13 protein-coding genes are annotated in these 14980 nt (G+C 41.8%); 8 read left to right on the top strand and 5 right to left on the bottom strand.

All coding sequences use genetic code 11. The annotated features are described in order from the left end of the window. The first annotated feature begins 147 nt into the window (after positions 1-147). Positions 148-2973 carry a DNA translocase FtsK 4TM domain-containing protein gene (locus tag MHN79_RS06350; protein WP_239172163.1) on the top strand — a complete coding sequence of 942 codons (2826 nt, stop codon included), beginning with the start codon at positions 148-150 and terminating at the stop codon, positions 2971-2973. Positions 2974-3054: 81 nt separating this feature from the next. Here MHN79_RS06350 and dsbB read toward each other — a convergent pair whose 3' ends face one another. Continuing rightward, complete coding sequence (gene dsbB, locus MHN79_RS06345; RefSeq protein ID WP_239172162.1) at positions 3055-3573, bottom strand: disulfide bond formation protein DsbB; 519 nt, start codon at positions 3571-3573, stop codon at positions 3055-3057. 120 nt (positions 3574-3693) lie between these two features. Then, on the bottom strand, positions 3694-5283 hold the full coding sequence (nhaB, locus tag MHN79_RS06340) for a Na(+)/H(+) antiporter NhaB (RefSeq protein WP_239172161.1): 1590 nt from the start codon (positions 5281-5283) through the stop codon (positions 3694-3696). A 690-nt stretch (positions 5284-5973) separates the two neighbouring features. On the opposite strand from nhaB, the gene fadR reads away from it, so the two are divergent. Then, positions 5974-6813: a fatty acid metabolism transcriptional regulator FadR gene (fadR, locus tag MHN79_RS06335; protein WP_239172160.1), complete on the top strand. Its 840-nt coding sequence runs from the start codon at positions 5974-5976 to the stop codon at positions 6811-6813. 50 nt (positions 6814-6863) lie between these two features. Here fadR and MHN79_RS06330 read toward each other — a convergent pair whose 3' ends face one another. Then, entirely contained in the window at positions 6864-8033 is a 1170-nt protein-coding gene (locus tag MHN79_RS06330; protein WP_239172159.1) for a DUF1887 family protein, read from the bottom strand. 403 nt (positions 8034-8436) lie between these two features. Here MHN79_RS06330 and hinT point away from each other — a divergent pair, with 403 nt between their 5' ends. From hinT to ycfP, 6 genes are all read left to right on the top strand, one after another. Beyond that, positions 8437-8787 carry a purine nucleoside phosphoramidase gene (gene hinT / locus MHN79_RS06325; protein WP_239172158.1) on the top strand — a complete coding sequence of 117 codons (351 nt, stop codon included), beginning with the start codon at positions 8437-8439 and terminating at the stop codon, positions 8785-8787. A 102-nt stretch (positions 8788-8889) separates the two neighbouring features. Then, on the top strand, positions 8890-10284 hold the full coding sequence (locus tag MHN79_RS06320) for a hypothetical protein (protein ID WP_239172157.1): 1395 nt from the start codon (positions 8890-8892) through the stop codon (positions 10282-10284). Continuing rightward, entirely contained in the window at positions 10281-10670 is a 390-nt protein-coding gene (locus MHN79_RS06315; protein WP_239172156.1) for a YcfL family protein, read from the top strand. The genes MHN79_RS06320 and MHN79_RS06315 overlap by 4 nt, the downstream gene beginning before the upstream one ends. Positions 10671-10739: 69 nt before the next feature. Beyond that, positions 10740-11330 (top strand): penicillin-binding protein activator LpoB, encoded by a 591-nt coding sequence (gene lpoB, locus MHN79_RS06310; RefSeq protein ID WP_114784451.1) that lies wholly within the window; start codon positions 10740-10742, stop codon positions 11328-11330. A 17-nt stretch (positions 11331-11347) separates the two neighbouring features. Beyond that, positions 11348-12217 (top strand): phosphotransferase, encoded by an 870-nt coding sequence (locus tag MHN79_RS06305; RefSeq protein WP_239172155.1) that lies wholly within the window; start codon positions 11348-11350, stop codon positions 12215-12217. An 82-nt stretch (positions 12218-12299) separates the two neighbouring features. Beyond that, a complete protein-coding gene (ycfP, locus tag MHN79_RS06300) occupies positions 12300-12845 on the top strand; it encodes an alpha/beta hydrolase YcfP (protein ID WP_239172154.1) in 546 nt (181 codons plus the stop codon). A 47-nt stretch (positions 12846-12892) separates the two neighbouring features. Here ycfP and MHN79_RS06295 read toward each other — a convergent pair whose 3' ends face one another. Together MHN79_RS06295 and MHN79_RS06290 are read right to left on the bottom strand one after the other, a co-directional pair. Next, positions 12893-13075 (bottom strand): YqaE/Pmp3 family membrane protein, encoded by a 183-nt coding sequence (locus MHN79_RS06295; RefSeq protein WP_239172153.1) that lies wholly within the window; start codon positions 13073-13075, stop codon positions 12893-12895. 162 nt (positions 13076-13237) lie between these two features. Further along, positions 13238-14680: a BCCT family transporter gene (locus tag MHN79_RS06290; RefSeq protein WP_239172152.1), complete on the bottom strand. Its 1443-nt coding sequence runs from the start codon at positions 14678-14680 to the stop codon at positions 13238-13240. Between the last annotated feature and the right edge of the window lie 300 nt (positions 14681-14980).

Raw genomic sequence — 14980 nt, 5'->3', positions numbered from 1 at the left:
AATTGGGTTTTAAGTCCTGATATGGTTAAATTAATAGTCCGAGGGGCGTGGCTTCTCGGACTATTTTTTTCTTATAGTGTTAACCAAATAGGTGGGTTTTATTGCTCATGATACCTAGGTTGGTACCAAGCATTTGATAAGTGGGTTATGTTCAAAGACAGCAAAAATAAAGTTGAAACCATCATTAAAACTGGGGATGAGTCACAAGTATCACGCCTCGATGGCCCCCAGCGTTTAAAAGAGTGCAGCTTCATTGTGACAGTATTGGCTTCAATTTTGTTGTCAGTGGCACTATTAACATTTAGCCCGGCTGACCCGTCTTGGTCGCAGACTGCATGGGGAGAAGATATTCACAATGCGGGAGGCATTGTGGGCGCATGGATTGCTGATACCCTATTTTTCACTTTTGGTTCCTTAGCATACACAATTCCCATTATTGCCGCAGCCACTGCTTGGATTGTCTTTAGTAAACGTGAAGAGAGCGAGCCGATTGATCTCTTGCTGTGGGGGACGCGATTGTTAGGGCTAACGGTTCTGGTCATGACCAGCTGTGGGCTTGCTGATATCAATTTCGATGATATTTGGTACTTTTCCTCAGGCGGCGTGGTAGGTGACGTGCTAACAAGCTTGTCGCTACCTATACTCAACATCCTTGGAACCACATTAGTATTCCTATTTCTATGGGGAGCGGGTTTTACCCTGCTCACAGGGATTTCATGGCTGACGATTGTTGACAGGCTCGGTGAGTGGACTATCTATCTCCTTACGGCAGTAGCTAATAAAGTGCGTGGGGAAAAAGATGAGCTTATTCAACCTGAACTGACAGAACCAGAAGAAAATAATGGTTTGTCTGCACAAGAATCTGAACTTAACACTGACTCTGTTCTCGAAACAGAACAGCAACAAGAAAGGCAATTTAACATCCATATACCTGATTCTGAGCCTGCTAAGTCAGAGGTTATTGAGTTAGAAGCTGCACCCGATGTACTTGATAACGACATTGAGCCTATGTTCGAGCGGACTAAGCAGCTTGATGCGACCATTGAAGAGCTAGATGCCGCCGCTCAACATGAGAATGATTATGCGCCTCAAGAAAGTGAAAATGTTAGTAATATTCCATCAGAGCATTATGATGTGGTTACTCAAGAACAATCACAAGTTGCGAAAGTAGAAAATGAGCAGCTTTCAGAACCGTTCAAAGATGACCTTAAAGATTATCCGACCATAGAATCCACAGAATTGGAACAGCTCGACATAGATGACAAATTAGAGATGATGGAGCCAAAAATCTCTACATTTGATGTAGCTGAAGAAGAAAACCTTGATGTTTTGGAGGCAGAGCCACTTTCATTGAATCAAAATGTTGACGATGACTCTGCCGCTTTTCAAGATATTGTCGCGGAAGCTCAAGCTAAGGTTGCCGCAAAGCAAAATCCTTTCCTTGTTCAGCAAGAGGTAAATCTACCAAAACCTGCAGAGCCTATGCCAACACTAGAGCTGCTGTATCATCCCGAAAAGCGTGAAAATTTTATAGATCGTCAAGCTCTAGAAAACATCGCGAGGCTTGTTGAATCTAAACTTGCGGATTACAAAATAAAAGCAGAGGTTGTGGGCATATTCCCAGGTCCAGTGATTACTCGATTCGAGCTAGATCTGGCGCCAGGTGTTAAAGTCAGTCGTATTTCAGGCTTATCGATGGACTTGGCACGTTCGCTGTCTGCAATGGCAGTTCGTGTTGTAGAGGTTATTCCCGGCAAACCTTATGTTGGACTAGAGCTGCCGAATATGAGTCGTCAGACGGTTTATTTTTCTGATGTTATCGCCAGTAATCAGTTTGCCGACGCTAAATCTCCGACAACGGTTGTGTTGGGGCAAGATATTGCAGGTGAAGCTGTCGTGGCAGATTTAGCTAAAATGCCGCACGTTCTTGTTGCTGGTACAACGGGTTCAGGTAAATCGGTTGGCGTGAATGTCATGATTCTAAGTATGCTTTATAAAGCGACACCAGAAGATGTGCGTTTTATTATGATCGACCCCAAAATGCTCGAACTGTCGGTCTATGAAGGCATACCTCACCTATTATCTGAAGTTGTCACGGATATGAAGGATGCTTCAAATGCACTTCGTTGGTGTGTTGGAGAGATGGAGCGTCGCTATAAACTGATGTCGGCACTCGGGGTTCGAAATATTAAAGGTTTTAATGATAAGTTGAAGCTGGCAGCGGAAGCGGGCCATCCAATCCATGATCCTCTATGGCAAGATGGCGATAGTATGGACGAGCTTCCTCCGTTATTAGAGAAGCTTCCTTATATCGTTGTTATTGTCGATGAATTTGCCGACTTGATGATGGTAGTTGGCAAAAAAGTTGAAGAACTTATTGCTAGATTAGCTCAAAAAGCTCGTGCTGCCGGTATTCACTTGATTCTAGCGACACAGCGCCCCTCCGTTGATGTTATTACCGGTTTGATCAAAGCGAATATTCCGACGCGGGTTGCCTTTACTGTTTCTACTAAAACTGACTCACGGACCATCTTGGATCAAGGAGGAGCCGAATCCCTTCTCGGAATGGGTGACATGCTTTATTTACCTCCAGGGTCTAGTCATACGGTACGAGTGCATGGTGCGTTTGCATCTGATGACGATGTACATGCTGTGGTGAGTAACTGGAAGGCCCGAGGTAAGCCGAATTACATTGAGGAGATCACCCATGGAGATCAAGGCCCAGAAGCATTGTTACCGGGTGAGAAACCTGAAGGTGAAGAAGAAATGGATCCGTTATTTGACCAAGTGGTTGAACATGTCGTTCAATCTCGCAGAGGCTCGGTATCTGGTGTTCAACGTCGGTTCAAGATAGGTTATAACCGAGCGGCTCGAATTGTGGAACAGTTAGAGTCTCACGGAATTGTTAGCGCACCAGGGCATAATGGTAACCGTGAAGTTTTGGCCCCTGCACCGGGGAGAGAAGTCAATTAGTTGGTGACGGATTAAGTTATGGCTTGGTAGAAAAAGCAAGAGTTGGAAACTCTTGCTTTTTCTTTTGCAAATCTGGTTGGGCTATTTTTCTTTCACAAATTGAGCAATAGTGATTAACGCCAGTGCAATGAGATTACCTGCAAAGATAACCGCTAACCATTGTGGCATAGATAGTCCCAACAATTGCCACACGACTTCACTGCAATCACCGTATGCTTCAAATAACCATGGCGCCCATTGATTAATTGGAGCCCACTCAGGAAATGTCACAAAGAGATCGCAAGTTGCAAAAGGAGAAGGGTTAAACTGATAATCCACATGTTCTAATGCCATCATTAGCCCCTTGTATGCACTCGCACCCCAAGCGATAAGCCCTAACCAGCGAACCCAAGTATTACTTGGCGCTATTAGGCCAATCAATGCAGCGCCGCCAACCGCAAACATTGCGACTCGTTCGTAAATACACATCACGCAAGGTGATAACAGCATAACATGTTGAAAAAATAGGGCACTGGCTTCAAAAAAAATGACCGAGACTAACAACAAAAACCAAGCAAGACGAGTTTTAGAAAAGGTATTGAGGATACGAAGGATGTTCACAGATCTGTCCTGTTATAAAAAAGCTCTGATTACTCAGAGCTTTTTACCTCGTAAAAGTTTCACGTTCAACTAAAACTTTTACACTCAGTGATTTGTACGCTTTATGCAACCATACTGTTTTTAGTGCCCACTTGGTATGATTTGAGTCGGGACTTCTGAATGTGGAACAATCCATCCTAATTCGTAGAACCAAGCTGTCATAGGTTCTACAAAGAAAACGATTCCAGCAAGGCCAACCAGTGTTAACACTACAGTATAAGGCAGCGCCATGATGACCATGCGCCCATATGAAAGTCTGATTAATGGCGCGAGTGCTGATGTCAGCAAAAATAGAAATGCGGCTTGGCCGTTTGGCGTGGCGACTGATGGAAGGTTTGTTCCTGTGTTGATGGCAACAGCAAGTAGGTCAAACTGATCACGTGTGATAATACCTTCCACTAAAGCAGTCTTAACTTCGTTAATATAAACTGTGCCCACAAAAACATTGTCTGAAACCATAGAAAGAAGACCATTGGCAATATAGAACAATGCTAATTGTGCTCCTTTATCTTCAACATGCAGTACAGTATCGATCACTGGTTTAAAAAGCTGCTGGTCAATAATGACAGCGACAATGGAAAAGAACACTGCAAGAAGGGCAGTAAAAGGAAGCGCTTCTTCAAATGCTTTACCTAGAGAGTGCTCTTCGATAATACCAGTAAATGATGTAGCTAGAATAATAACAGATAGGCCGATCAAGCCAACCGCTGCGAGGTGAAATGCCAGACCTAAAATTAACCAAACGGCAATGATGCCTTGAATCCAAAGTTTGGCAACATCTTGTTTTGTACGATTTTTTCGCTCTTGACGATCAAAGTCGACCAATATTTTGCGTACGTTATCAGGTAAACGGATACCGTATCCGCAGATTTTCAACTTTTCTACGAGAATGCTAGTCAAAAGACCAAATACAAATACAGGGGCGGTAATAGGCAGCATACGAATGATAAATTCACCAAACTGCCAGCTTGCTTGATCGGCTATGATTAAGTTTTGTGGCTCGCCAACCATGGTCATTACGCCCCCGAGAGCGGTACCAACACCAGCATGCATTAGCAGCGAACGTAGAAAAGCTCGGTAGTTCTCTAAATCGTCTCGAGTTAACTCACATAGATGATCATCCTTAGTATGGTCATGAGAAGCACTGGAGCGTATGCCAGAGGCAACTTTGTGGTAGATAGCATAGAAGCCGACAGCGACACTAATCACAACGGCAATCACGGTTAATGCATCCAAAAATGCTGACAAAAATGCAGAAGCGAAGCAGAAAGCAACAGAAAGTAGGCTCTTAGATCGAATACCGAGCAAGATCTTGGTAAAGATAAATAGCAACAACTGCTTCATGAAGTAAATGCCAGCCACCATAAAGATCAGCAAAAGCAAAACTTCAATATTTGCGACTAGTTCATGCTTAACTTGTTCAGGACTCGTCATTCCAATCGCAATCGCCTCTATAGCGAGCAGCCCTCCTGGCTGGAGTGGGTAGCACTTTAATGCCATGGCTAAGGTGAAAATGAATTCAGCTACCAGCAGCCATCCTGCTGCAAAAGGGTCAAAAAAGAAAAAAACAATAGGGTTGATTAACAGGAATAAAATAATGGCAACTTTATACCAATCTGGTGCTTTGCCTAAGAAGTTCTTAATGAAAGCATTGCCGAGCGACATTGGCATGATATTGATACTCTTAAATGTTGTGATGAATAGACACTGTGGGTGCTTATCACTCAGAGCCTGTAGAACATTGGTTCGTATTCGTCCCTAAAAAGGTAGGGTGTTGACAATATAAATGTTTCAACAGACATTACTCATCAGTTACTTAGCTCGAAAATGATGGTTTCTATCATTTGATTCCACTAAGCTATTTCCTGAGAAAAACAAGCACTCCTTACTTTGGTCGCAACTCTACTCCTCACGTTAATTTAGTCAATAATAAACACGCTAATGATAAAAATCATAGCGGACTTTTATCTAAAAACGGGATCCCAGTTACGTTAAAAAGGGCTAAGAGTTGTGAAAAAAAACAATTCATGTCAGCTATGTGACCAGAGGTCCAAATAACGCAGTCTTGATGGGTTACTCTGGCAGAGTTATGCGTAATAGATTGTAACTATGGCATCGAAGTTATATGATTTAATGCTATATAAATCAATGATTAATATTGGTTTCATGAAAAGTAAAATACCACTTAAGACGAGTTTAAATAAACAAGTAAACTTATAATTGCATAATTAACATTAGATTTTTTGCTCTATACGTATTTTTACACTTTCTTTGCGATTGTCCTGTTTCCGATACACAAAAACTAGTGGTATGATGAGTACTATTAGACCCTATAAATCAGAATATTGGACAGCTATATAAATGGTCATTAAGGCAAAGAGCCCAGCAGGCTTTGCAGAAAAATACATCATTGAGAGTATTTGGAAAGGGCGTTTCCCTCCGGGTTCTATTTTACCCGCTGAACGTGAGCTCTCCGAGCTGATTGGGGTGACTCGAACAACACTTCGCGAAGTGCTACAACGCCTTGCTCGCGATGGTTGGTTGACCATTCAGCATGGTAAGCCAACTAAAGTGAATCAATTTATGGAAACATCAGGGCTACATATCCTCGATACCTTGATGACTCTGGATGCGGATAACGCCACTTCCATCGTGGAAGACCTTCTTGCTGCACGGACTAATATTAGTCCTATCTTCATGCGTTATGCATTTAAAGCTAATAAAGAGAACTCCGAGCGTACGATAAGCAGCGTGATTGAGTCTTGTGAAAGCCTTCTCGCGTCTGAGTCTTGGGAAGATTTTATGGCTTCGTCACCCTATGCAGAGAAGATCCAACAATTTGTTAAAGATGATGGCGAGCGAGATGAAGCAAAACGTCATGCAACTCTCGTCGCGAAAACATTTAACTTCTATGATTATATGCTTTTTCAACGTTTGGCATTCCACTCTGGCAATCAGATTTATGGTTTGATTTTTAATGGTTTGAAGAAGCTATACGATCGCGTTGGCAGCTACTACTTCTCCAATCCAGAATCTAGAAGACTCGCATTGCAGTTTTATCGTGACCTCTTGGAGGTTTGCGAGACAGGTAACCGAGATCGCATCATTGTCGTTGTCCGACACTATGGTATGGAAAGTGCGCAGATTTGGAATGAGATGAAAAACTCACTACCTACTAATTTTACAGAAGATGACACTTGATAGTCTTTCCTGTTCAATAAAAAAAGGCCGCAAAAGCGGCCTTTTTTTATCTAGCCAATATCTGAGTCGTCATAGCCGCCGGCCTCTTTGTACCAAGAGGTTAAGTGCGTTTTTAAATCTTTGAGTTCTTCAGGGCCAATGAGAGCAAGCCCTAGATCTTCCGCTCTAGTGATGTCGTTGTATCGCAGAGGCCTAAAGCTGACTAGCATAGCACGCGCTTGTAATCCTCCCAGTAAGTCGCGCAAGGACTCGAGCTTGTACAAAGTATCATCACCATCGTCACGCATACCCTTGGTCTTACACTCGATGATGTGCAGCTTGTTGTTTGCGACAGAAGCAACATCCAACTCATTTCTTACTTCTCGGTCTCCAAGCTGACGATATACTTGAACATTGAGTGAGTGATCTTGAATAGTTGGAATATCTTTTTGAATGTCGCGTACTGTCCGATGAACAAGAGTTTCCAACCACTCACCATTTGAGAACCGGCGAGCGTCTTCATTAGCAAAGGTAAGGACACCATCTGAATAACTGGCAATTTTTGCTTCTACTAAATCACTAAGAAGCATATTCAGTTCGCGGTAGCCTTGCTGTTTCTCGGATAACTCGACATTCAGTTTTTGCTCTTTTCTACAGGTTGTTGCGAGATAATTGAGTGTCGCAAGACCTGGGCCTAGTTCTAGAGCATTACTTGCCCATTTTTCTCCCAGCTCATAGAGTTTTTGATCAAGCTGTGCAGGCAATTCTTGTTGGTTGAACTCACCCCGAGCGCCGAACACTGTTAGGTAGTCATCTATCGTAATGCGGTCTTCAAGTTGTGTATCCTCTTTACCATCCGGATATAGCCAACATAACCTATCGGTATTTGGTTCAACGACGAAGATTGGCCAATGGAATGTACGAAAAATTTCATAAACTGACAGGAGCTGATGTCTTAGCCCGCAGCTAGCATTGAGTTTGACTTCTTCTCCACGTGAGCTTAGATCGTCTGCTAAGATACCAACAGCACGCTTAATTCTTGATGTATTGGCTACATTAGGGATCTCAAAAAACTCGGCTGTGATATTTCTTTTGGCAAGAACATGCTCAAGTCTTTGGTACATAGCTATCTGACTTTTCACGCCAATAAAAACAATGTGATTACTGATAGTACGGTTATCCAATAGAGGAGTTACCAAACGAATCGGGTCTTGGTCAATGATGCCAACATGGACTGCCATATAGTCTCCTTATGGTTGGCTTGTAAAAATGTGAAATAGATCTGCGCACAAGCCTTAGTAACGATATAAAGATGCGGAGTCTAAAAAACAAGAGCCCAAGGGTAAATTGACCGCTACAAATGGATAATTTGCATAGTTCTGACAAAATGAGTGGTTTAAATGCGAGCAAGCAATTGAGTAGTATGACGAGCGTGTTCTGTCGACATGAGCTGGGGTTCGAACTAAAACGCTTCAGCTTCTCATATATACGGAAAGTATATGTTTCATATCCTAGTAATGTGGTTCTATCGATTGTTATCACATAGACAGAAGGTAGTGAACACCGTTTTTATTGTGATTTTTTTGCGTTTGGCGCATACTCCCAGACATTATTTCAAGCTAATTAAAAGTAATGGAGTGCTTCATGGCTGAAGAGACCATATTCAGTAAAATAATTCGTAAAGAGATACCTTCCGATGTGGTGTATCAAGATGAACTGGTGACCGCTTTTCGAGATATTAACCCTCGTGCACCGAGTCATATTCTGATCATTCCTAATAAGCTTATTCCCACTACCAACGATATCGAAGAGTCTGATGAACTTACTATGGGTAGAATGTTTACCGTAGCACGCAAATTGGCAAAGGAAGAGGGTATTGCTGAAGATGGCTATCGCCTGATTGTGAACTGTAATCCACATGGTGGTCAGGAAGTCTACCATATACATATGCACTTGTTAGGTGGAAGGCCACTTGGCCCTATTCTGGTTAGTTAAATTTGGTATTAGGCAAAAAATAATGGCAATCATGTAAACTTTTTATGATTGCCACTGTCGAAGCGACGATAACAAAAACTAATAACTCATTCGGAGCACCAAGTGCATAAACAGGTTCGAATCGCATTAGTGGTATTAGGCTCAACAGTTCTTACTGCCTGCGCTAATTTTTCAGCGGGCAATCTATTTAGCCACTATAGTGCGCAAAACAACGAGCTTTATCAGGCGGTTAAGCAAGGCCAGTATCAAGAAGCAGAACAAGCTTTACCTGAGCAAGTCGCTGGGGATATCTTGGACAATATGGAAAAAGGCCGTGTCTACCTGCTTAACCAACAATATAACGAGAGTAAATCTGCGTTTGAGCTTAGTGATCAAGCTGTGAGAGCCCAGCAAGACAAAGCGACTATCTCCATTACAGAGACGGCGACTAGTGTTGGTTCACTCGCGGTTAACGATAACTTGGATATTTACCGCCCAGCAGATTATGAACTTGGCTTTTTACATTTATACCTTGGCTTAAATTACCTTAAAAATAACGATCTTGAGGGCGCGATTATTGAAATGCGTCGCGCAAATCAGGTTCAAGAACAAGCGAGAAAAGAGAGAGAAAAGGAACTAGAATCTGCTCAAAAAGATATGCAATCCAAAGGTTTAACCCCAAACATTGGAAGCGTACTTTCTAATTATCCAGATGCAGGCAAAACACTCCAAGCGGTACAAAATGGCTATTTGCTTTATCTGTCTGCATTATTGTATGAGGCAGATAAGGCACTCAATGACTCTTATGTCGATTATCGACGCGCATTGGCTGTGATGCCTGATAATGCCGCCGTTATTGATGGGGCTAAGCGTGTCGCGAAACGATTAGGCATGAATGAAGACTTAGCCATGTTAGAAAAACGTTATGGTAAAGCGAGTTTCATTGAAAGTGACAAAGCAAGAGTCATCGTCATTGAAGAACAGGGGGTTGTGGATGCCCTACAGGGGTGGAAACAAACTCTTCCTTTGTTCGATAGCAGTGATAATCTAGCATTATATACTATCGCCCTGCCGCACTATGGGCGCCATGATACCCAGTATTTTTCCGCCACTAAGTTGAATCAGACCAAGCTCAATAGTGACTTGATGACGGACGTCAATGCTATGGCTCAATATGATCTATCTGAGAGAATGCCAGCAATCATTATTCGCCAAGCACTTCGCGTCTGGGCGAAAGATGAATTACGCAGAAATGCCACTAATGAAGACCAATTGGGTAGTGCATTAGTGAATATTTGGAATACCTTGACAGAACAGCCTGACACCCGAAGTTGGTTAACCCTTCCAGGACAAATCAAAAGCAGTAGCATGACAGTTGAACCTGGTCAGCAAACGGTGACGGTAAATGAGCAAGATTACCAATTTGAGTTAAAAGCAGGTCGAACTGCTTTGGTTTGGGTCTCTCGGCAGGGAGGTAATGCCATTATATGGCATAAACAGTTAGGAAACATTAGATGAAAAAATGGCTTATTGCAGCGTTGGCTGGTTTTATCATAGTAGGGTGTTCGAACAACACTGCGGGCTTGCGTATAGATGGAGCATCCCAAACGGTTTTATTTGGTGATAACGTGTTAGCTGGACGTCTGCACATTGACGACATATCGACCGCTCAGGTTGATGGGCGAGCGAGAGGCGTGGTGAGAGTCACTAGCCAATACAAAGGCGATCAGCACATTCAGTATCGCTTCTATTGGTACGATGATAGTGGGTTAGAGGTCAACACTAAGCTTGGCCCTTGGCGACAAACCGTTGTACGAGGAATGGAAACTATTTCTATCTCAGAAGTTTCAGTGAATCCGAATGGTACACAGTTCCGCATTCAGATTCGAGAAAGCGATAACTAAAGCCCAAGACTTCGGTATTCTACCTTTTAATCTACTTTCAAACTATTGAATGAAATTGAGGAACTAATAATGAAAAAAAGCGCTATAGCATTACTTGGCTTAGCTGTGTTACTAGGTGGCTGTTCTAATAAAGTTAGCTACGGGGATGCACAAGCTGTTGAAACCACAACGATTGATTTTGGCTCAACAGATTTGCAAAAGATTGCTGCAGAAATGGTTGATAGCATGATGATGTCCGGATCGGTTGCGGCCATTACCAATAACTCTCGCCCGATCGTTTTTGTCGAGAAGATTAAGAACAAGACGAGCGAGCATATCGATACTGAGTCTATCACTGATACTATCAGTACTAAAATGCTCAATTCGGGTAAATTCCGCTTTGTTGATATGGACAGAGTGGAAGCGGTTCGTGAACAACTTAACTTCCAAAATAATGATGAGTTAGTTAATCAGAGCACAGCGATTCAGTTTGGTCAGATGGTTGGCGCACAATATATGCTGTATGGAAACCTATCGAGCATAGCGAAAACCGGAGGTAGTGATAAAGATGTATACTATAAGATGACCATGCGTCTTATGGACTTAAAAACTGGTTTAATCGAATGGGCGGATGAAACAGAAATCCGTAAACAAGAGTCGAAAAGCTTCTTGGGGCTGTAATTCTATAGGAGTGATCAATGGCAATAATGGCCTGGCAGGAAGCCTGTCAGCTTGATACTTCACTGAGATCATTAGATCACTTCTTTTCGACTCCTCCGGAATATGCTCAGACGCTGACCGGAGGGCTGACAAATCGCTGCTGGAAAGTCAAAACTCACAGTAGCGATTGTTTTGTCTGGCGCCCCAGCACTCACATCACCAAAGCTTTGTCGATTTCTAGATTTCATGAACAACAAATCCTCTCTCTCATCAAAGATACTGGTATTGCTCCTAAGCCCATTTATCTTAACGAATACGGTTTGTTGGTGGAATGGATTGAAGGAGAGCCACTGACGGATGACATACCTTTTGACTCCTTATTGAAAACACTGGCCAAGATTCATAATTTCGATATCACCAAAGTGCCGACTGTTCCTTTTAACTATACTGCTCGGGTCGATCATTACTGGATGTTACTGCGCGAAGAGTTACAGTTAGACCAGTATCGAGACCTGTACCAACAATGGCGTAACGTACCGAGTTTAGATAACACTATCCACTCGCTTTGTCATTTTGATCTTGCCGGTTATAACATGGTTAAACACTCTGAAGGACATAAGGTGATTGACTGGGAATACGCCTGTGTGTCTGATCCTCGGCTCGATCTAGCGATAACGATAGGTGTGACAAATGAGAAACCACTAGAGTCGGTTTATCGATATTGTCAGTTTAGAGGTATCGAAAGTGTCGATGACTGGGTTAATGGGGTTATGGCTTGGAAACCAAGGGCTGAGGTGATGGCCATGCTATGGTATCTTTTAGCTTATCAGTTAAAGGGGCAAGAAAGGTATTTAACTGAAGCGCAAACGCTTGGTGATTTGCTGGTTTCACAATCTGACCAAGCTTAATCTCTCGGTATATTTTAGATTGAAGTCTCCTTATAACCTTACTTTTTGTGTTAGATTTGTTGGGTGAACAGAGGATCTTAGAATGATTATTTACTTACACGGTTTTGACTCTACCAGCCCCGGCAACCACGAAAAAGTCTTGCAACTACAATTTATTGATCAAGATGTTCGTTTTATTAACTACAGTACATTGCATCCTAAACATGATATGCAGCATCTTCTCAAGGAAGTGCACAAAGCTATTGAACAATCAGAAGATAGGGATAAGACTATCATTTGTGGTGTTGGCCTTGGAGGGTACTGGTCGGAGCGTATTGGATTTCTATGTGGGATTAAGCAGGTGATCTTTAATCCTAACCTTCATCCAGAACTCACCATGCAAGGTCGCATCGACAGACCTGAAGAGTATAAAGATATTGCGACTAAGTGCGTGCAGGAATTTCGTAGTAAGAATAAAAACCATTGCTTAGTTATTTTGTCAGAAAATGATGAAATACATGATAATCTCCAAACGTCAGCAGAGCTTGAACGTTATTACAATATTATTTGGGACGCTACTCAGAGCCATAAGTTTAAAAAAATTTCTCAGCATTTAGAAGCGATAAAAACGTTTGGGCAATACGAATAAAAATAACTAGATCAAGGCACTACACTAGTGCCTTTTACGATTTGTAGTTATCTACGTCGTCTTCGTCTAGCCACTTCCATTGTAGAATAAAATGCATGAATGATACCAGGAATGAAAAAAAATAGAGTGAGTACAAAACTAATAAAAAAGTCTTTTCCTAGTCCACGGTTACATAAAACTGCGACAGGTGGTAACAACAAGCATAAGATGATAAGTAAAAATTTATTCATAATATATTCCTAAATTGAGTTAAACTAAAATTTTTTGAATACATATGTTCTTATTTGAAGGAAATTAAGTCAACGGACATAATAATTATTATTTATGCTGATTTCACTAAGTGCAATAATATTTATTAAGTTCTTATTATAAGATGTAAAATACAAATAATATTATTCTAAGTCAGTAGGTAGATCACCTTTGTTATTTTTTATAATATCTTTAATCAGAATGAAAACTTGTAGTACTACGATAAAAGTAAAGGGAAGCGCTCCTGCTATGGCTATTTGTTTGTTAAGCTCAACATCATTGTCATAAAGTAGTGACGCCGAGAGCAAGACTAGAATGATTGCCCATATCAGCTTGGCTCTATTACTATCAGTATTGGTTAGCATAGAGCAAACAAACAATGCCGAGTCAGCGCTTGTGATGATAAAAGTCACCAATAAGATTAAGGCTGCGATTGAAAATATTTGACTCAAGGGCAGATGCTCAAAGAAAACAAATAAACCCTGAGTGTAGTCTTTGCTTACAGAGCCGATGACATGCGCGCTAAAGTCACTGTCAAGACTAGCGCCTCCAAAAGTACTAAACCAAATAATGGAAGCTAGGGTTGGAATAAGCACGACACAGGCTAAGAACTGCCGAATGGTTCTACCTCTACTGATCCTTGCGATAAAAGGCCCAACGAAAGGAGCCCATGCAATCCACCATACTAGATACGTGATAGTCCAACCTAGGCTCCAGCTGTGAGACTGAGGCTCGATGGAAAAAGAGACTTTTGGTAAAAGCTGGATATAAGCGAGCGATGATGAAGTGATTCGAATTAGAGTTTGTATCGGGTCGATAAGGACGAATACTGCAATAACCATAGCAAGCATAATTACTGTATTGAAAAGGCTTAGCCGCTTAATGCCTTTTTGCAGTCCTAATAAGGATGATGCGGTAAACAAGATTGCAATGGCGATAAGCAAGCTATATCGAAAAGAGAATGAATCTATGGACCTTGAAAACGTTTGCTCTAAGCCGGTTTGAATCAGTGCAATAGCGTTAGCAAACGTGCCAGCAACACCAAATATTATCGCAATGACGGCCATCCAATCGACGACAGAGTACCAACCTTGTTTTGATTTAGAAGTAAATGTCGATGATATGTGTAAGGTGCGCTTTCTATTGTAACTAAACCACGCGATAGCAAGTGCTGTGATGGCATAAATCGCCCATGCATGTATCCCCCAATGGAAATAAGTAATTGCCAAGGCTGTGTCGGTATTATCTCCTAAGTTTTGTGCAAATACAGGCAAGTTAGCGGCATGAAAAGAGGGCTCAGCAATTCCCCAAAAGATAAGACCAGAGCCCATCCCAGCGGTAAACAACATTGCGAGCCAACTTGATGTGCTAAATTCAGGTATGCTTAATTCCCCACCCAAACGTATTTTGCCTACTGGGCTTATACTGAGTCCGACAACGAGCAACACCATAAAGCTTGAGATAAGTAGCAGACCAAGGCCAAATTGGTTAATCGCTGATTGAGTTAGATGAGCGAGATAGCTAATGGTGAGCTCGGGAAAGGAGACAAAAACAAACATAGTAGCGGCGATTGCATAAATGCTCATCGTCGTATTATTTGGCCTAAAGATATGAATCAGTCGAGATTTGAGTATAGCTATATTGGATGAGCTCACTTAGTTTTCCAGATGTTAACAATCCTATTCTAACTGATGTTATTCAATCAGGAAAACAATCATCAAACAACAATAACATACTGGTGAATGTGCAATAGATAGTGTTCAGTAGAGATTGGTACAATTATTAACCACATAGAAAGCGACTTATTAGGAAATATTACGTCTCAATACACAACACCCACTTTCAGGGTTGTTCGATTAATTTCATTCAGTTGAAAGATGATATCG

The organism is Vibrio sp. Of14-4, assembly GCF_022347625.1.
In the GTDB taxonomy this organism is placed as follows: domain Bacteria; phylum Pseudomonadota; class Gammaproteobacteria; order Enterobacterales; family Vibrionaceae; genus Vibrio; species Vibrio pristinus.
Note: the sequence above shows the minus strand (reverse complement) of the source record. Positions and strands in the feature narration are given on the sequence as shown.